The following is a 17714-nucleotide window of genomic DNA, read 5'->3' on the forward strand; positions in this document are numbered from 1 at the left end:
CGCTTCTAATAGCATTACACCGGTTTAGGTAATGTTCTGAATCGGGCGTAGTATAATGAGTTGGATGAACTGCAATTCGGAAGGAAACTATGGCAATTATTGCGACATAAACTAATGCAAGTAAACGCTTTTCGGAAGCTATTTTCATGAATCATTGCGGGTAGTATCATATGCATTACCTCACGGGATTGTGAATTTTTTGCTATCCGAAAGGGAGGAGAGATACTTTTACCTTTTATTAAGTTAAGTAGTGGTGTTGTCAACGAATTTAACAAGCAGAGGAAACTCTAAAAGTCTGAAATGAAAAGACTATGTATACAAAAAGTAGACACAGAAATTAAATCGCCGAAAAACCATCTTCATGCTCTTCCCTTGTTTCAAAATTGAATGTTTTTGTGAAGTCTGGCTACTTTTCGAAGATTTGAATCCTATTGCCGTCGGGATCAGTAATAATGACCATTTGTTTTCCACTAATGGGGTCATTCACGATGCCCCCGTAAAAATCAATTTTTGAATTATTAAAATGATCCATCCAAGACTGAAAATTGATGACGCGAAAACCAATCTTAAAGAATCCCTGAAGACGTGTTTTTGAGTTGTAGTCAGGGATTGCTTCTTGAGGATTTACAGCTCTACTAAGCTCGATTAATTCCAAAAGTGTTTCACCTTTCTTGAGGTTTGATTGCTTAAAACCTCTTTCCTCCATCATATCAATCTTGTTGAGCACTTCAAAGCCAAGGATTTTCGAATACCACACAATTGAGGTATCCATGTTTTCGACGATGACTGCAGTGAAAAGTGCTTTGAGTTCTAAATCAGAAACCTCCTGACAATAGTTGAGATAAGGCACACATGACAGCAACATAATGGTTAGTAGCTTTTTCATCATAAATAAGTTACTTATGAAAAGATAAACTCCTATTAAAAGTTAAGGTTCTATTTCAGAAAGCTCCTCCATATACCCACCACTCAAAATAGGGAAACGGTACCAGGGGGGAAAGCTGATCTGAATTAAAATTGACGAAGTTGATTGATGTTACTATTATTTTTTTGCAAAAACACCATAGCACACATTGATAGAATTTAAATTCCGAATCTTTAGTTCAGAAAATTCGATCCAGGAATCTCCATAAATTGATCCTCTGATAAATGTTGATTTAGAGTTGTATTTCTCTGATAGATAAACTTTAAAACGCAGCTTATCATCTTTACTTAATTCTGATTTAATTCTAGTCGACACAAATATTCCTTCCTTAGGAAACTCAATATCAATATTATCGCTAGTTGTTATGACCTGCTTCTTTTTACTCAAGGGTAGTACTTTGGCATTTACTGTATTGATCAGTTTGGTGGGGCGATCATTAAATTCATAAAAATTTAGTTCTATTTCGCACTTATCGGGCAGATCATTGTTTACCATGAGATAAACGTCACTTATTCTGGAATATTCGCTGGAATTTCTAATAAAAACTCCGATCTCGTAATTCTGATAAAGACTAAATGTGAAGTTCTCTTTTTTTAGATATCCGATTTTTGTGGTCCGCACTTTGTTTTCACCAAAAACAACAACCTCATCCAGAGTGACATTTGCGACATAGGTGGTGTCTTTTAGATTTTGAGATTGTGCCATATATGTGGCGCACAGGAAAATAAAAATTGTAGTATTTTTCATATTTATAAGGGTATGAACCCGAAATAATCGGGTTCAATGAATTGACTTTAATTGCAATCCGATTTCCAGCGAATCCAGAATCTATATGTATCAACACATTCTACGTATCCGAATTCATTTGGAATTCGCACAGTTTCCTTTCCCCAGAATTTAGCTTCTGCATTCACTGTAAATCCAAGCATAAATACTGAAGAAAAAACCCCGATAAGTACTCCCTTTTTTAGTTTCGATAGTGATTTAACTTTTTCCATTATAATTATTTTATGAGTGTTCTCTGCTCTTAGAGAGTAGAGGTTGGGATTTATTCCCAATGGTGCTCAGAATAATTATACTTCACTACTCATTAAGTTTAAATACTCGTTAAGCGAGTGACTTTTCCTTTCGGTTTAAAAATTCCCAAACTATAATTTTCATGATGTATTCTTGCAAAGACCACCGATTGAAAAATTCCATATAATTAATACAGGTACATAAGAAATAGTGTATACAAATGGTTTACATCTGTAATTATTCACTTAAAATTCTTCCAACTCCTCCATATACCCACCACTCAAAATAGGGAATCGGTACCATGAACGCGGGTCAATGTTGAAGTCATCGAAGTGGAAGCTTGGGGCATAGCGTTCACGTTTCCATTGATTCCTTGTCCAGAGACGAAAGAACTTCTTGATCCAGTCTTTGAGGTTTTCTGGATCATATTCATGGTTGAGTGATGCAAAGACTTGCCTGGGTGATTGACCTTTGAGAATCGCTTCGCGTTCTATTCGCATCAAGACTTCATAGGGCATCAAGTCTTCTTCATCCGTTTGGTGCTGATCTTCGGGTCTTAGCTCTGCAGTCGGAGTTAGTCTGTTTACGTCGTTGAGCCCATCAAAGCCAAGCTCATTTTCAGCATATCTCAACCATTGCAATACAAAATATTTATCTACTCCAGCAATGGGAGAGATGCTTCCGCTGGTGTCTCCATCCATCGTGGCATAGCCGACATCTCCCTCACTTCTATTAGAGGTAGCCAGCAATAGCTTGTGCTCCAGATTTGCCAACATCCATATGATCGGGGAACGGGCGCGTGCCTGGATATTTTGTAGGGTGATGTCGTCTTGCTCCCAAGTCAGGTTTCTGCCAATCGCAGCTTCAATGGTGGAGCGATATTGGTCCACTTCATCATCAATGTTCCAGTTGTAGAAAACAGCTCCTAAACTACCTGCAAGGTTTTTTGCAGAGTTGAAAGTAGCAGCTGACGAATTCCCTGTAGCCTGATATGCTGTTGTGAGCAATTGACTGGTGATTTCTTTTGCTGTATCGCCCATTAACTTAAATCCGAGCTTACCCTCCAATTTTTCTTTACCCAATTGATCAAGTCCTGTCCGAACAGCAAAACTTACCAGAGTTGCAATTGTACTGGAGTCGGCGCCACCGCTCAGGGATAGTACAAAGCCTTTGCTTCTACTTTTCCGACAGTAGTCAAACAGTGCCAAAGATGCGGCATGCGAGAATTCTTCGTTTTGATTTTTGTAGTCTTCCTTGATGTTTGCTGTTGCTGTATCAGCATCGAAATCAACTTCCACTGCCAGCAATCGATAATCGTGAAACCAAAGACGATGGTTTCTTCCGATCAAGGTTCCTTTTTGCGCAATGAGCACGTCTCCATCGTAGATCATTCTGCCAGCTTCATTACCTAGTAGGTTGGCATAAAGGTAAACACAATCAAAAAGCTGAGAGCTTTTGGTTACTAACTCTTCGCGAAATGTTGCTTTTTTAAAAGCAAAATGAGAGGCGCTTGGATTCAGAATTAAGTCAACTTTCGTGTTTAGGTGCTCACATGGACGGTCAGGCTGCCAGGCATCTTCACAAATTTCAAACCCAATCGTGAGGCCTTTAAAATTGGCAGTAATGTGTCCCAAAGGATACTTCTTGCCTCCGATCTCTATTTCTGATGTTTTGCCCGAAAGCCAGGGCGTAAACCATCTGTGTTCGTAGTGAACCCCATCGTTGGCTAGTTTTTGTTTGGCATAAAATCCGTGTATTTCGCCATCAAATAGGAGACAAGTGGTATTGAAGATTTGATTTTTGTGCCGCAGGGGAAGACCTACGGTCGCGGCGATTCCGTTGGTATATGGAATGATCTCAAGCAGTTTTTCGAGAGCAGTTTCTGGCAGCCATTGGCTAAGAAATAGGTCTTCGCACCCATAACCAGTAATGCACAATTCAGGTAAGCAAAGGATGTCAACTTTTTCTTCCTTCGCCTGTTGAATTGCTGAAGTAATGTTTCGAAGATTATTTGCCCAATCAATTGGGGTCTGATTGAGGCAAGCACCTGCCAGCTTTAGTCTACGACTCATTGGTCTAAGTTAAGGTCCACGTAGGTCTTTTGGGCTGCATCCTGCTCAGCTTTTTTCTTACTGAATCCAAAGCCTTTCGACATGGCTTGATCATTGATGAAAATTTGAGCAGTAAACTTTCGGTCTTCTTCGTCTATGATCTCAAATTTCAAATCTTTGTTTTCCTTTTGAGACCACTCCAATAATCTACTTTTATAATTGGTGATTTTGGAAACCAGTTCCTCTAAATCGTAGTGCGGTTTTATGAGTTTTTTAATAATGAAGCGCTTGCTGTACTCAAATCCATGATCTAAATAGACAGCCCCAATCAATGCTTCCATGCAATCTCCATATACTGAGCGATGTGCTCTTGAATTTTGATTGTACTGTACAAGCTCTTTCAATCCTATTTTTTGGCCAAGTCTATTCAGCGATTCACGATTCACGATTTTAGCCCGTATTTCGGTAAGAAAACCCTCCTCCTTAAAAGGATATTTCATGTAGAGGTATTCGGCGATAATCATGCCCAAAATAGCATCTCCCAGATACTCTAGTCGCTCATATGAATTTTTGATCCCTTGCTCATTGATGGAGGCAACGCTGCTATGACGCATAGCCTGCTTATAAAGCGCCAAATTGATCGGAGATCTTCCAGTGATCAATCTAAAGGACTGACGAAGTTTTTTTTCGGATTTTAGTGAATTGAGTAGTCGGCCCGATAATCTTTTCGGAAACGAAGACACTAGCCTTTGTATTTGCCGATGATGATGGAAGTATTGTGACCGCCAAATCCAAAAGTGTTACTCATGGCAATGTTTACTTCTCTTTCTTGGGCCTTGTTGAAGGTAAGGTTCAACTTAGGATCAATTTCAGGATCGTCTGTAAAATGGTTGATTGTAGGAGGTACAATCCCCTTTTCAATGGCCATTAGGCAGGCAATAAATTCTACAGCGCCTGCGGCACCAAGCAGGTGGCCGGTCATGGATTTTGTAGAGCTTATATTCATCCTTTCGGCGTTACCACCGAACACACGCTGTGCGGCTTTTATTTCACCAGCGTCACCCAGTGGGGTGGATGTTCCGTGTGTATTTAAATAGTCGATCTTATCCGCAGTAAGACCGGCATCAGCAAGTGCATTTTTCATGACCAGCTCAATGCCTGTACCCTCAGGATGTGGTTGTGTGATGTGATATGCATCAGCTGACATGCCACTACCCAGTACTTCAGCATAAATTTTAGCTCCTCGAGCTTTCGCATGCTCCAATTCTTCAAGCATAATTGCTCCGGCTCCTTCACCAAGCACAAATCCATCCCGATCTTTATCGTAGGGCCTGGATGCTGTTTCTGGAGAGTCGTTTCTTTCAGAAAGCGCTTTCATGGCATTGAATCCTCCAATACCAGATTCTATAACGCCAGCTTCTGATCCACCAGTCAAGATAGCATTTGCCTTACCCAATTGGATATAGGCGTAGGCATCTGTAATGGCATTGTTAGAAGAAGCACAAGCTGATACGGTAGCAAAATTTGGTCCCATAAATCCATATTTAATGGAAAGAAGACCTGGAGTAATGTCCGCAATCATTTTGGGAACAAAGAATGGATTGAAGCGAGGGGTGCCATCGCCTTTGGCAAAGTTCATCATTTCATCCTGAAACGTGCTGAATCCACCAATTCCTGACCCCCAGATTACACCAATACGCGATTTGTCAACACTGTCAAGATCCATTCCTGAATCCTGTATCGCTTGCTCACCTGTGACCATCCCATACTGGGTATTAGGATCCATTTTGCGAGCTTCTTTTCGATCTAGAAAATCTGTCGCTTGAAATCCTTTAACCTCACAGGCGAATTTTGTGCGGAACTTTTCGGTATCAAAACGAGTGATAGGAGCCGCACCGCTTACACCTTTGGCCAAAGAATCCCAATATTCATCTTTAGTATTTCCCAAAGGGGTAAGGGCACCAATTCCGGTTACAACGACTCGTTTTAATTCCATAGGTTTTTAATAAGCTAAGTTGGTTGACTTACTTAACGTTTTCTTCTAGATAAGAGATAGCATGACCTACAGTGGCTATGTTTTCTGCCTGGTCATCAGGGATAGAAATGTTGAATTCTTTTTCAAACTCCATGATCAACTCTACTGTATCAAGAGAGTCAGCTCCTAGATCATTGGTGAAGCTTGCCTCTGGAGTTACCTCAGACTCTTCTACACCTAGTTTGTCAATAATGATTGACGTTACTTTTTGTGCTATTTCAGACATTTTTGTAATGTTTGGTTAAAAATGAATTGCAAAGAAATATATTCTCAAACTAAAATCAAATTAGTCTTCGAACACTTTATCTGTTGCGAATTTAGGTCTTAGCTTGCACTTTCTATGAAGAAAAACAAATTAGATAGTGGTTATGCCATTGATTTTGAATTGTTTGGCCTTGTTTGCAACAAAAAAGAATACAAGCTTGCATGGAACTTAAACAAGGCTCTTGATATTACTTTGATCAAACAAGACGATATAAAAATCGAATATGCTGACAATACGTCCATTTTGATCTCCAATTATTCGTTTGAGACAGATTTTGTTTCGATCGAACTTCTTCAAAATAAATTGGTTGGAAGCGGGAACATTAAGACCAAACTACTGATGCCAGAACTCAAACAATTTGACTTCCTATTGAAATTCAGGGATCGGACGGATGAGCTTACTTTCGAAAACGTTAGCGTAAGAATTAAGAGTATTTCAGTTGTTGAGTATGCAATGAGGCTTAAATTTGATTCTTTAAAATCAAAAGAAAACCTCCTCTATTAATAATAATTACTATATGAGTTCAATCACAAAACGAACAAAAATTGTAGCGACTATTGGTCCTGCAAGTAATAACAAAGAGACCATTACTAAATTAATTGAGGCAGGAGCTAATGTTTTGAGGTTGAATTTTTCTCATGGCACACATGATGATCATAAGAAAGTGAAGGGATATATCCGCGAAATAGGCAAAGAGAAGGATTATCATGTTGGCATTCTTCAAGATTTGCAAGGCCCTAAGATTAGAATAGGACTCATGAAAGATGGCGGGGTGGAGATCAAAGATGGTCAGGAACTGATCATAACTACCAATGACCAAGAGGGCGATGATAAACAAGTGAGCACCGTATACAAAGAGATTGTAAATGATGTAAAGGCTGGCGATACCATTCTGATAGATGATGGAAATATTGAGTTGAAAACACTAGCTGTATCCAACGATAGGGTAGTGACAGAAGTCGTTCATGGGGGTGTTTTAAAATCTCGCAAGGGAATTAATTTACCAGATACTGCGGTGTCGGCTCCCTGCTTAACGGAAAAAGATTTAGCAGACTTAACCTTTGGACTATCTCAGGATTTGGATTGGGTGGCATTGAGTTTTGTTCGAAAGGCAGATGACATTAGGCAACTCAAAAAGATCATTGCTGATGCAGGAAAAGATACCAAGGTAGTAGCCAAGATCGAAAAGCCTGAAGCGCTAAAAAACATTGATGAAATCATTGAGGAGACGGACGCAATAATGGTGGCTCGTGGAGATCTAGGGGTTGAAATTCCTATGCATGAAGTACCGCTGTGGCAGAAGAAGATTGTTGAGAAATGCAATCAGGCCGCAAAGCCGGTAATCATTGCTACTCAGATGATGGAAAGCATGATTGAAAACCCTCGACCAACACGAGCAGAAACAAATGATATAGCGAATGCGGTGATGGACGGAGCAGATGCTTTGATGCTTTCAGCAGAGTCTGCCGCAGGTAAATTTCCAATTGAAGCCGTGCAGAAGATGTCTGAAACTATAATGGCGGTTGAGACAGAAGCTGATTCCATTTACAACAAGTATTACGATAAGCAGTTTGAATCAAGCACACGAGCAAACGACCTCCTCATCCGCGCAGCATGCAGATTGGCTGAGAATACGGGTGCACGAGCATTAGTCTGCATGACTAAATCAGGCTATACAGGATTTAGGACAGCTATGCATCGATCACGAGCTGGCATCTATTTATTTACGAATAATGAAAAATTACTTCATCAAATGTGTTTGGTATGGGGTGTGAAAACCTTTTATTATGATTCGCACGAAAACATTGATGATACACTGGTTGAAATAGAAAAGAAATTAATCGATACTGGAAATCTCAAAAAGGGAGATATTTTCATTAATACTTCTTCTATGCCGCAACATTGGCATGGCCACACCAATATGATGAAAATTCAGGTGGTGGAGTAGGCTTATTTTTCAAAATTCTTTTTGAACCCACTTTGGTTAATTCATTTGGTGTTGAGTTTGCACCAATGATCAATGCCTAAGAATAAAGTCCATTTTCTCTATTAGTATATGACTAGTATCATTTTAGGTAGACATTTAGTAAGCCTACCTTCTTAATCCTCCATTTAATAATGGTCGCGTTTGAAAGTTCTCTATCATTCGAATCTGAAATTGAACTTTATCAAATAAGCAATGAGAAAAAACTTAAAAAGATTCCTTTGGATGGTGACTTTTACTTCGATCATTATGTCTTGCAGTAAAGATGAGAATCCTGGAAATCCTGATACAGATGGGGACAAAATTGAAAATAATGAAGACAACTGTCCTGAGATAACCAATGCGAATCAGGCTGATGCGGACAAGGATGGGATTGGAGATGTGTGTGATGAAGACCTGGATGGAGATGGAGTAAATAATAGCGTGGATAACTGTCCTTGAAACACCCAACCAAGATCAGTCAGATATTGACAAAGATGGCATTGGTGATGTATGTGATAATGACATTGATGGCGATGGTATCGAAAATAGTGAAGACAATTGTCAAAACACACCAAATGCAGATCAGGCTGACACCAATAAGGATGGCATTGGAGACGCTTGTCAAGATGACCTGGATGGTGATGGCGTAAATAATGTTGAGGACAATTGTCCAGGAACGTCTAATGCAGACCAGGCGGATGCCGATCAAGATGGTATTGGAGATGTGTGTGATGACGATCTGGATGGAGATGGAGTAAGTAATGGTGAGGATAACTGCCCTGAAACAGCTAATTCTGATCAGTCAGACATTGATGGAGATGGTATTGGAGACGCTTGTGATGATGATGTGGATGGGGATGGAGTAGTCAATGCTGAAGACAACTGCCCCGAAATCCCCAATCCAGATCAGGCAGATACGAATGATGATGGTATCGGAGATGCATGTCAGGATGACTTGGATGGAGATGGAGTAATCAATGACGCTGACAACTGTCCTGATATACCTAACGCTGATCAGGCTGATTTTGATCAAGATGGAATAGGTGATGTATGTGATGAAGATTTGGACGGAGACGGAGTAAACAATGATATTGATAATTGTCCTGAGATGGCCAACGCAGATCAGGCAGATGCAGATGATAATGGCATTGGAGATGCTTGCGATTCTGGCTTAGTACTTCCTATTTCCTATACCTTATCTAGCTATTTAGACGTGAATATGGAGAAGCGATCAAATGAAAATAGTGCTTATGATCTTGTTTCGCCACTTCCGTCAGATTTGTTTTCAAGTACAACCTATGCCCCTTCTGAGGACAATGTTTTGGTGAAAGCTAGCTATGGCCCCAGGTTTCTGTCCTACCAAACCTCCACACTTCAGCAAGATTTGCATGGCGGGATTGATTTTAGTGATCAATTGACATTTAATGGGATTTCATATCATTGTCCAGATTCTGATGAACCATCAAACCCTACTTTTCCAGGGCCTATTTACAGTGCTTGTGCAGGAGTCGTTTACAACTTCAGAGAAGAGAAAAATGATATTTATATCAAATGCGATGAGCCTTTGCGCTATGCCGATGGTACGGAAGTAGATGTGAGGATGGTATACAGACACCAAAGTTACGTTGAGCCAAAGTTTAGAATTGATTCAGGCGATGATGATGTGCCGGTCGCGAAAGGAGAGATGCTTGGATACATGGGCTCTAAAGGAGCCTCAACTTGCCACCTTCACTGGGATTTGCGAGTAGATGGAGAATATATTCACCCCGGTCGCCTTCTTGATCCCAATGTGTCTGCGTACTATAAAGCGCTCAAGGATCCGAATGATGTATACATCACTTTGTTAGGGTATGATGAAACAAGGAAAGAGGCTTACATTCGTATTGCTCTTCGGGGTAACGTGCTTTCCCTAGTCGAAATTCGTGTTGACAATGAGCAAATGGGATTGAGCGGTGTTTTGAACTTTGAACAAAGACAAACCATTGATGCAGCCTCAGATAGAGATACGCCTCATGTAAATGCTTCATTGTCGATCTTTTCGTATCCGTTCAATGGTCACAGCAAAATCTCCAGTCTTTATGAAGGTCGCAAAGATGATTTTCATAAGGATTATCCTGGCAGCACAGATCACCCCAATCATTACTATCCCATCGCCGAAAGTGGGCATGAGCTTTTTGGGTTGCCTTCCAAAGTGTACGATGTTGTGGTCAGGAATGTAGAGGAGTCACATCTGTCGCATTTCAAAATAGCCCTATTGGATGTTTACGGGAATACAATTGAAACTGACTAGGTAATCTTTCTTTAGATAAACAAAAAAGGATTGGACTCACCAATCCTTTTTTTCTGTGCTAGAAAACGAAAAAGGCGAGAAGCATTGTAATAATCAATACAATGGCAATCCATCGGTAACCGATGCTGAATTCAGCAAATTCGTATTGACAAATAGGGCAGACCTTACTTTTGTTATCTACCTCCATTGCACAAGAAGGACATTCTTTTGTACTCATTTAGTGTGTTTTTAAAGCAGTCATTAAAAGGAAGAACCAGCCCAAAATAAAGAGAAGACCCCCGATAGGCGTAATGGCTCCAAGCCACTTCATGCCAGTAAAGCAAAGCAGGTACAATGATCCTGAAAATATCAGAATGCCAAATGTCATGCTGTACCCAGCATAATTGAGCCACTGACTTTCATACTTGATCATTAACAGTGCTACACCGACCAATGCCAATGTGTGATAAAACTGATATTGTACTGCAGTTTGAAAAGTGGCAAGTGTTCCATCTGTGGTCAATTTATCTTTTAGCGCATGCGCTCCAAACGCACCTATGCTAACGGCTAACATTCCAGAAATGGAAGAGATAATAAAAAAAAGTTTATGCATTATTCCTTTAATCGAAAGTAGTTGGGGATGCTGAAAAGAGCAGCTTCTGGCGAGATATCTACACTCACTTCAGTGGCAATGGTTTCGATGTTGCGATCACCTAATTTGGCTTTACGTTTGAGTACAAGCCCTCTCCAAATCCACATTTCCTTGATGGCCTTTCCTTCAAAAGTCCAGACCTGACATTTTCGTCCATCAAGCGTTGAATCAGCTTGTTGAGTGCCTCCCATAGAGAACAAAATAGCTTCAGAAACCTGACTTGGATCTTTATATGAGGCCTGCTGACTCCATTTCACATCTTTTCTGAGTAAATAAGTTGAATCATCTGGACTGAGGCGATATGCAAAATCACCGTCTATTATTTCATAAACTGTCTGTGTACTGGAGATCCCATAAAGTTCGAAAGTCATTTCCTGTTGGCGTAAACTCGTCCAACCATAATTGTCAAAAGTCATCATTTCTTGACCCTTTGCGTCACCAGATATTTCATACATGATCTGCGCGCTCCTTATTTCATATTTTTTTAAATCGTTGGCTCTAAGGTCACTTGCATTCCTTGCTTGAGAGAAGCTTAAAAACGGAATTAGCACGAGTAGAATGGTTAATATTCTCATGATGGAAAATGGGGTGTTTGTGTAAAGATAAAAAACCCTGACGTCCTGAAGATTTCAGGGGTCAGGGTTTGTCAACCAGCTATAGTCAAAATCCCTAGTCAGGGGATTATCTTAGTCTCGATAATTGACACTTATTCAATTCAGAGACAATTTTTATCAACGTTCTTTCAGAGGCGTCGCGGAATCGTTCGAGTGCGAGAATCTCGTTGGGTTTTCCGGACATTGTCGTTTGGAATTCTTCATAGCTTCCAAACTGATACGATTGAGCTGAGGTGTTGTACCAAATTACTTGCATGGTGGTGGCATTTATTTGATTTTGACATATCGAAGGTGAGAAGGTTTAATTTATGATTCCTGCCAACTTCCTTTCAATTCCTGCCAATCTGTACTTAAGAAGCTAAAACATCTTTAAATGAGTGCCCAAAGCGTTTTTTATATTGAGTAGAAAACGAACTTACATTGTTCATGCCAATTATTTGTGCTGCTTCCGTCGCTGTTCGTACCTTATTGTTCGTCAAATAGTTTTCCAAAAATTGCCAGCGCACTTCTTTAATCAATTCATAAGGAGTGAGGCCGGAAATCTTCTTGATCATCCGGTAGACTTTTCTTTCGCTGGCGGCCATTTCGTCGGCAAGGTCAAGCACAGAAAGGTGCGGATCGTCAATTCTTTTGATAATTAAATTTTCGAGCCGCGACATGATGTTCTTTTCAAATTCCTCAGCGCTTTCACCATACAGTTTGGAAAGTGTCTTGCTACTATCCCAATCGCGTTGCATGATATGCTGGATTTTTATCATAAGTTCATCCTTATCGAAAGGCTTACTTATCACATCTTCCGCTCCCTTTGATATTAAATCCAGCTTTTCTTTTCGATCTGTGCGTGCACTCACCACAACTATCGGAATTTTTTTCAATTCCTTGTCATTTTTCAACTGATCTACCAATTCAAATCCATCCATGTATGGCATCATCAAATCTGTGATGATCAGGTCAATTTTTTCTGATTGAAGTATGTCAAGTGCACTTGCGCCATTAGCAGCTAAATAGATTCGAAAATCAGTGTTGAGAATGCTTTGCAGGTAAGATCTTAGTTCTTTGTGATCTTCAACGATTAACACAGCTTGAGCTTCGCTATCTGTGTTTTTGATGCCAGGTACTTGCAAGCGATCTTTCTCTTCTTGCAAATCCATCCATAAAGAATTCCGCGTGATCACATCAAGTGAGCGTTCAGGAATAATGGCTTTGGATATCCAGTCACTCTTCTTGAAAGGAAAGCGAATGGTGAAAACCGAGCCATTTTCAGCGCTAGAGGCATTGATCGTTCCACCATGCAACTCCACCAGCTCCTTAACAAGCGCCAGACCTATGCCTACACCGGCTTGAGAGGTTGTAGTTGCTGAAGATTGATAATATCGATCGAAGATCAAGTTGAGGCTTTCTTTCGGAATACCAGGACCTGAATCTGAGATCACGATTTCCAGGTGCTGCTTATCTGTATTTACCTGCACATCTACAGCGCCATTTTCAGGAGTGAATTTGATGGCATTGGATAAAAGGTTATAGATGATTTTTTCGAACTGATGTGGGTCAATTTGAAGGGTAGTTTCATCTTCGGCGTGGGTTGTAAATTTCAGTTCGATGGATTTAATGTCCGCCGCACTGCTAAACATTTTCGTGAGCAACCTTAGGTATGGGACAATTTTGACGTATTGTAATTCGAGTGTGATTTTACCTTCTTCCAGACGAGTCAAATCCATGATTTCATCAGCTAGATAAAGCAAACGCTTGCCATTCTTGATGCCCAAGCGTAGAAGCTCTTTGGACTCTTTATCCAATATATCATAGTCACGTTCAGTGATTTTATCCAGCGATCCCAATATTAAAGTCAGGGGCGAACGAAGGTCGTGTGATATGTTGGCAAAAAAACGAGTCTTTGCTTGATCCAGTTCTTTTAGCTTGGCGGATTGCCCCTCAATTTTTAGGAGTAATTCCTTGCGGATAATTAGTTGTTTTCGAAGTATCAGCGCAATAGAAAAAAGAAGAACTACAATCGTCCCTATCGAGATTATGATGAAGTTTTGAGATCGAATTTTTTGCTGCTGCAATGCCGTTTCTGATGCTAATAGTTGATTTTTAGCTTCAACTTCTAGTAGCTCAAATTCATTTTGCATTAGTCCGATCTCAATGGATTTGTCCTCTGTCCACAAAGAATCTTGATATGAGCGATAGAGTTCATGATTTAATAGGGCATTTTCATGTTGATTCAATCCTTTATAGCTCTTATAGAGCAGGCCATAAAGCTGAACGATCCAATTTTTCACTCCTACGTCTAAAGCAATCTCCAATCCTTTTTGTGTTGACTGAATTGCCTCCCTATATTTTCCCAAGGCAACGAGCACTTCGCCTCTGTTTTTGTAATACTCATAATCTTCGCCAGATCCATCCTTGCCAATTATGCCAATTGCCTGATCATACCAATACAATGCACTATCATTCATAGCATGGTCTTGATAAACCCAACCTCTCCTGATTTGAAAAATCCATTTGAGCACATCATGACTGATGGAGTCACTTTTCGCCTCCATTTGATATGATAGATCTATAGCTTCTCTGAAAAGCCCTTGCTTGTTATGATTTTCAATTAATAGTACATGCGTGAAGAGGAAATCATCAAACTTGCTGTGTGTCCTGTCAATCTCAATGACTTCCAATATGGCCTTCTCAGATTCTTCAAAAGCATCTACCTCCTGATAAGCCATGGCCAAGTTAGTCAGTCGGTTTGCTAAAATTCTCGGATCCGAATTCTTACCAGCCTTTCTAAATATGCGTATTGACTCCAGGTAGTACTCTATGGCTTTGGGATAATTTTTTTGATTTTTGAAGATGATTGCAATGTTGTTATATGATTTAGACATCCGTGCTGAATCGTTGACCTTTAAGTATTGTTGCAATGCAGCCTTATAATACTCAAGTGCTTCTCTATGATTGCCTCTGTAAAAGTTTGCTACTCCTAGTGCATTGTTAGCGTCTGCTATCGATTGAGGAAGATCATTCGCACTAGCCAAATCCAAGGCCTTGTGATAAGATTCTTCAGCTTTTTGATAGTTGTCATCTGTGCGTCTGTAGTAATACCCCTGATCGATATAGCTCTTACAAGCGAAGGCAAAATCTTTAATTCTACTAGCCAATCGAACAATGGTGTCCGTTCTGATCGCCAAAAAAGATCCAGAACTACCATCAAAAAAATCAATCTCGTTTTTTAGCTGCAATGCTCGGATCCATCTGGCAGAATCTTTCCTTTCAACAAGCAGCAATGCTTGTTCTATGGCGGGGTTGGCGATCTTAAAATTTCTCACATTGTTGTCAGCAGAATCATACCAATATTCAAAATCCTGTGTGAAGGATAAAAATGGGATTATAATGAATGAAAGGAGTGTTAAACTTCTCATGACCATGGTGGCTTGCTGACTAAAGGTAAAAAAAGCTCCCATGAATAGATCAAGGAAGCTTATTCTACCCACGGTGTTATGCGTGATTAGGTGGATTTCGAAGTAAATGTATAAGTAGGAGTTTTAGCAATCCTGCCAACTTACTTCAATATCCTGCCAATCATTCGTAAAACACTGCGACATCTTCTAGCGGCTTTCTGGCAAGGTCTGGAACGTAAACCTCATCCTTCGGATATCCGATAGGGAGGAGGAGATACGGACGCTCATTGTCTGGGCGGTTTAGAATTTTTGTAAGAAAATTCATTGGAGAAGGTGTATGAGTAAGTGTAACCAACCCAGCTTTGTGAATCGCTGAGATAATCATTCCGCAGGCAATACCTACCGACTCGTTCACATAGTAATTGTTATTCTTCTCTCCGTTTTCCATCTCAAACACACGCTTAAAAATGATCACTAGCCATGGAGCTTCTTCCAGAAAAGGTTTGTTCCAATCTGTGCCTATTGGTTCCAAATCTTTGATCCATCGCTCACTCATGCGACCATGATAGCTGTCATATTCTTCTTTTTCGGCCGCTTCCCGTATTGCTTTTTTAATAGCTGCATTCGAAATAGCGCAAAAAGTCCAGGGCTGCTTATGTGCACCAGATGGTGCCGTTGACCCAGCCATTATCAGATGCTCGATTAGTTCCCTGCTTACCGGCTTATCAGAAATGTCCCGCACGGTTCTACGCGTGTCTAGCCATTTATAATAGTCCTTTGCTCTTTTTTCCGCCTCTTCTGGGCTGTAAATGTCACGCTCATACGAAACATGAGGATGACCGTTGATCTCTCTTTTTTCCATTTATAATCCTAATACTTCAACACCTTGTTCAAATACAATATCCACCGGGATGTTTTTTTCCGATAGCCTGTCTAATTCAGATTGAAGAACTTCTCCAATTTTTCCATTTTCTTCTACCAATTGAGCTACCCCATCATAGTCACCATTACCTTGAAGGGTCAGAATTTTTTCAGATAGTGCATCCATGGCTTCTTTCATTCTATCAAAGTCAACTTGGTAGGTCCCTGTTTCTGCATCTTTTGAGAAAGCTCCATATTCATTAAAAAAATTGAATCTAATCATATTGGCCTTGCCATGCGAACTAGCGGCTCCAAATCTGACGGATCTGAAAATGCCGGCCATAAAGGTGACATAGTAATCATTCAGGTCCCCTTCGATTTCTCCTTTTTCATGCAATTGTGTGATCATGTACAACCCGAGAATATCAGCTTTACCTTCTTCAAGCGCTGAGGAGTGTTCCTTCAGCGCACTACGAACCGTACCTTTTCCATTGATGGTGTTCTTGATTCCCAAACCATGTGCAACCTCATGAAACATGGTATTTCCAAAAAATGCATCAAAAGTGATGTGCTTGCGTTGATCAGCGTGAATTAATACATCAGCGATGGGAACAAGAATATTATCAAATTTTGCTTGCATTGCATTCTTAAGCTGAAGCCTCCTGGATCCTTTTGCTAGCTGGACTTCCTCGTCGTTTGGAAGGTTGATGGCGATGGTTTTCGACCCTGAATTACAATCGCCGGCGTAGTACACCACATCATATGCATTGAGGTCTGCATCAGTACCAGGTGTTTCAGCTTTGTATTCATCTGCGACAGGAAGTCCAGCCTGAAGTTCAGGCAAGAAAGCAGCATATTTTGCCAGCCTATCGCTCCAACTTTTATCTTTTATGAGCACATAGGCTTCATGTGCGGCTTTGTAGTTGTAGAGCTTGTCCTCATAGTTTTCAATGGGGCCTACTACGAAATCAAGCCCATTGTTTTTCATGTCCATCCATGCCATATCGCTCGGCTGATATTCATCATTCAATAGAGCGTTAGCTCTGAGACTTAAATATTTTTTAAGACCTTCATCTTCTGCAAGTTCGGCACATTGGCGAAGTAAACTTGAAGCTCTTTGTACCTGCTCAGAAAACATCTCATAAAAAGGGACAGCAATAAGGTTGCCTGATTTGTCGCGGCGAATAAAGGTGTAAAGACTTGCTTTTCCCTCAAGATCTGCAGCTTCAAATTCTTCTTTCGTCATATCTATGGGGTAGTAGTTTGCACCCTCAGGTTTAGCACCTACTCCATCCAGAAAGGGCTCATTGTTTGCGAGGCGATCCCATGGACCATAATTTATGTGCACATATTTTTTAGTGGCTGGATCTGTGAGCGAACTCAATAATGAATCTTTTTTACCATAAGCTTCATACCAGAAAAGCTCATTCATGATTTTCGAGACCTCAATCATTAATGGAATCATTTGCTTTTCATTCTCGCTCAATTGATCAAGATTACTTGTCAATTTAACATTCTTATAAATGGCCACCTTCTGTTGCATTGTAGTTAGCTCGGCAACTTTTTCTTCTGGCTTTTCTGGTGCAGCACATTGGCTTACGATCAGACCAATGAGTCCCAGTGTCAATATCTTTTTCATAATAGCTTTACTTGAAAGGTTAGGAACTTTC

The 17714-nt window shown here is 40.3% G+C and carries 17 protein-coding genes and 3 pseudogenes; 6 read left to right on the forward strand and 14 right to left on the reverse strand.

Going from position 1 to position 17714, the window contains the following annotated elements:
* Positions 1-406: 406 nt before the first annotated feature.
* The 7 genes from ABJF57_RS17870 to ABJF57_RS17900 all read right to left on the reverse strand — a co-directional run bounded on the left by ABJF57_RS17870 (position 407) and on the right by ABJF57_RS17900 (position 6254).
* Positions 407-889: a VOC family protein gene (locus ABJF57_RS17870; RefSeq protein WP_462232706.1), complete on the reverse strand. Its 483-nt coding sequence runs from the start codon at positions 887-889 to the stop codon at positions 407-409.
* 153 nt (positions 890-1042) lie between these two features.
* Positions 1043-1672: a hypothetical protein gene (locus ABJF57_RS17875; RefSeq protein WP_462232707.1), complete on the reverse strand. Its 630-nt coding sequence runs from the start codon at positions 1670-1672 to the stop codon at positions 1043-1045.
* 47 nt (positions 1673-1719) lie between these two features.
* Positions 1720-1923, reverse strand: coding sequence for a hypothetical protein (locus tag ABJF57_RS17880; protein WP_462232708.1), 204 nt, complete (start codon positions 1921-1923; stop codon positions 1720-1722).
* A 264-nt stretch (positions 1924-2187) separates the two neighbouring features.
* The gene (gene nadE, locus ABJF57_RS17885; protein ID WP_462232709.1) at positions 2188-4014 is read right to left on the reverse strand and encodes an NAD(+) synthase; all 1827 of its coding nucleotides are present in this window, start codon (positions 4012-4014) and stop codon (positions 2188-2190) included.
* Positions 4011-4736, reverse strand: coding sequence for a ribonuclease III (gene rnc, locus ABJF57_RS17890; protein WP_462232710.1), 726 nt, complete (start codon positions 4734-4736; stop codon positions 4011-4013). Before rnc ends, nadE begins: the two co-directional genes overlap by 4 nt.
* Complete coding sequence (gene fabF, locus ABJF57_RS17895; protein WP_462232711.1) at positions 4736-5989, reverse strand: beta-ketoacyl-ACP synthase II; 1254 nt, start codon at positions 5987-5989, stop codon at positions 4736-4738. Before fabF ends, rnc begins: the two co-directional genes overlap by 1 nt.
* 28 nt (positions 5990-6017) lie before the next feature.
* Entirely contained in the window at positions 6018-6254 is a 237-nt protein-coding gene (locus ABJF57_RS17900; protein WP_089358163.1) for an acyl carrier protein, read from the reverse strand.
* Between the two features lie 114 nt (positions 6255-6368).
* On the opposite strand from ABJF57_RS17900, the gene ABJF57_RS17905 reads away from it, so the two are divergent.
* From ABJF57_RS17905 to ABJF57_RS17930, 6 genes and pseudogenes are all read left to right on the forward strand, one after another.
* Complete coding sequence (locus tag ABJF57_RS17905) at positions 6369-6797, forward strand: IPExxxVDY family protein (RefSeq protein WP_462232712.1); 429 nt, start codon at positions 6369-6371, stop codon at positions 6795-6797.
* Between the two features lie 13 nt (positions 6798-6810).
* Positions 6811-8241 (forward strand): pyruvate kinase, encoded by a 1431-nt coding sequence (pyk, locus tag ABJF57_RS17910; RefSeq protein ID WP_462232713.1) that lies wholly within the window; start codon positions 6811-6813, stop codon positions 8239-8241.
* 231 nt (positions 8242-8472) lie between these two features.
* Positions 8473-8718: a thrombospondin type 3 repeat-containing protein gene (locus ABJF57_RS17915; RefSeq protein WP_462232714.1), complete on the forward strand. Its 246-nt coding sequence runs from the start codon at positions 8473-8475 to the stop codon at positions 8716-8718.
* Positions 8719-8782: 64 nt separating this feature from the next.
* Positions 8783-9010: pseudogene (locus ABJF57_RS17920) on the forward strand (thrombospondin type 3 repeat-containing protein); the annotation flags it as partial.
* 66 nt (positions 9011-9076) lie between these two features.
* Positions 9077-9265, forward strand: a pseudogene (locus ABJF57_RS17925) (thrombospondin type 3 repeat-containing protein); the annotation flags it as partial.
* Between the two features lie 27 nt (positions 9266-9292).
* Positions 9293-10549 (forward strand): annotated as a pseudogene (locus tag ABJF57_RS17930) (thrombospondin type 3 repeat-containing protein); the annotation flags it as partial.
* Positions 10550-10607: 58 nt separating this feature from the next.
* Here the strand turns inward: ABJF57_RS17930 and ABJF57_RS17935 are convergent.
* The 7 genes from ABJF57_RS17935 to ABJF57_RS17965 all read right to left on the reverse strand — a co-directional run bounded on the left by ABJF57_RS17935 (position 10608) and on the right by ABJF57_RS17965 (position 17683).
* On the reverse strand, positions 10608-10766 hold the full coding sequence (locus ABJF57_RS17935) for a hypothetical protein (protein WP_462232715.1): 159 nt from the start codon (positions 10764-10766) through the stop codon (positions 10608-10610).
* A complete protein-coding gene (locus ABJF57_RS17940) occupies positions 10767-11141 on the reverse strand; it encodes a DUF423 domain-containing protein (protein ID WP_462232716.1) in 375 nt (124 codons plus the stop codon). It abuts the gene before it with no gap.
* Positions 11141-11755 (reverse strand): hypothetical protein, encoded by a 615-nt coding sequence (locus ABJF57_RS17945; RefSeq protein WP_462232717.1) that lies wholly within the window; start codon positions 11753-11755, stop codon positions 11141-11143. Before ABJF57_RS17945 ends, ABJF57_RS17940 begins: the two co-directional genes overlap by 1 nt.
* 106 nt (positions 11756-11861) lie before the next feature.
* Complete coding sequence (locus tag ABJF57_RS17950; protein ID WP_462232718.1) at positions 11862-12050, reverse strand: hypothetical protein; 189 nt, start codon at positions 12048-12050, stop codon at positions 11862-11864.
* 94 nt (positions 12051-12144) lie between these two features.
* Positions 12145-15276: an ATP-binding protein gene (locus tag ABJF57_RS17955; RefSeq protein ID WP_462232719.1), complete on the reverse strand. Its 3132-nt coding sequence runs from the start codon at positions 15274-15276 to the stop codon at positions 12145-12147.
* 88 nt (positions 15277-15364) lie between these two features.
* Positions 15365-16045, reverse strand: a complete 681-nt coding sequence (locus ABJF57_RS17960) for a nitroreductase family protein (protein ID WP_462232720.1) — start codon at positions 16043-16045, stop codon at positions 15365-15367.
* Complete coding sequence (locus tag ABJF57_RS17965) at positions 16046-17683, reverse strand: dipeptidyl-peptidase 3 family protein (protein ID WP_462232721.1); 1638 nt, start codon at positions 17681-17683, stop codon at positions 16046-16048. It lies immediately after the preceding gene.
* Positions 17684-17714 lie beyond the last annotated feature (31 nt).

It is taken from the genome of Ekhidna sp. (genome assembly GCF_039940915.1).
GTDB lineage: Bacteria > Bacteroidota > Bacteroidia > Cytophagales > Cyclobacteriaceae > Ekhidna.

Excerpts from the sequence above, each read along its gene's own strand:
- ABJF57_RS17870 (WP_462232706.1), bottom strand. The coding sequence starts at position 889 with ATGATGAAAAAGCTACTAACCATTATGTTGCTGTCATGTGTGCCTTAT.
- ABJF57_RS17875 (WP_462232707.1), bottom strand. The coding sequence starts at position 1,672 with ATGAAAAATACTACAATTTTTATTTTCCTGTGCGCCACATATATGGCA.
- ABJF57_RS17880 (WP_462232708.1), bottom strand. The coding sequence starts at position 1,923 with ATGGAAAAAGTTAAATCACTATCGAAACTAAAAAAGGGAGTACTTATC.
- nadE (WP_462232709.1), bottom strand. The coding sequence starts at position 4,014 with ATGAGTCGTAGACTAAAGCTGGCAGGTGCTTGCCTCAATCAGACCCCA.
- fabF (WP_462232711.1), bottom strand. The coding sequence starts at position 5,989 with ATGGAATTAAAACGAGTCGTTGTAACCGGAATTGGTGCCCTTACCCCT.
- ABJF57_RS17900 (WP_089358163.1), bottom strand. The coding sequence starts at position 6,254 with ATGTCTGAAATAGCACAAAAAGTAACGTCAATCATTATTGACAAACTA.
- ABJF57_RS17905 (WP_462232712.1), top strand. The coding sequence starts at position 6,369 with ATGAAGAAAAACAAATTAGATAGTGGTTATGCCATTGATTTTGAATTG.
- pyk (WP_462232713.1), top strand. The coding sequence starts at position 6,811 with ATGAGTTCAATCACAAAACGAACAAAAATTGTAGCGACTATTGGTCCT.
- ABJF57_RS17915 (WP_462232714.1), top strand. The coding sequence starts at position 8,473 with ATGAGAAAAAACTTAAAAAGATTCCTTTGGATGGTGACTTTTACTTCG.
- ABJF57_RS17935 (WP_462232715.1), bottom strand. The coding sequence starts at position 10,766 with ATGAGTACAAAAGAATGTCCTTCTTGTGCAATGGAGGTAGATAACAAA.
- ABJF57_RS17940 (WP_462232716.1), bottom strand. The coding sequence starts at position 11,141 with ATGCATAAACTTTTTTTTATTATCTCTTCCATTTCTGGAATGTTAGCC.
- ABJF57_RS17945 (WP_462232717.1), bottom strand. The coding sequence starts at position 11,755 with ATGAGAATATTAACCATTCTACTCGTGCTAATTCCGTTTTTAAGCTTC.
- ABJF57_RS17950 (WP_462232718.1), bottom strand. The coding sequence starts at position 12,050 with ATGCAAGTAATTTGGTACAACACCTCAGCTCAATCGTATCAGTTTGGA.
- ABJF57_RS17960 (WP_462232720.1), bottom strand. The coding sequence starts at position 16,045 with ATGGAAAAAAGAGAGATCAACGGTCATCCTCATGTTTCGTATGAGCGT.
- ABJF57_RS17965 (WP_462232721.1), bottom strand. The coding sequence starts at position 17,683 with ATGAAAAAGATATTGACACTGGGACTCATTGGTCTGATCGTAAGCCAA.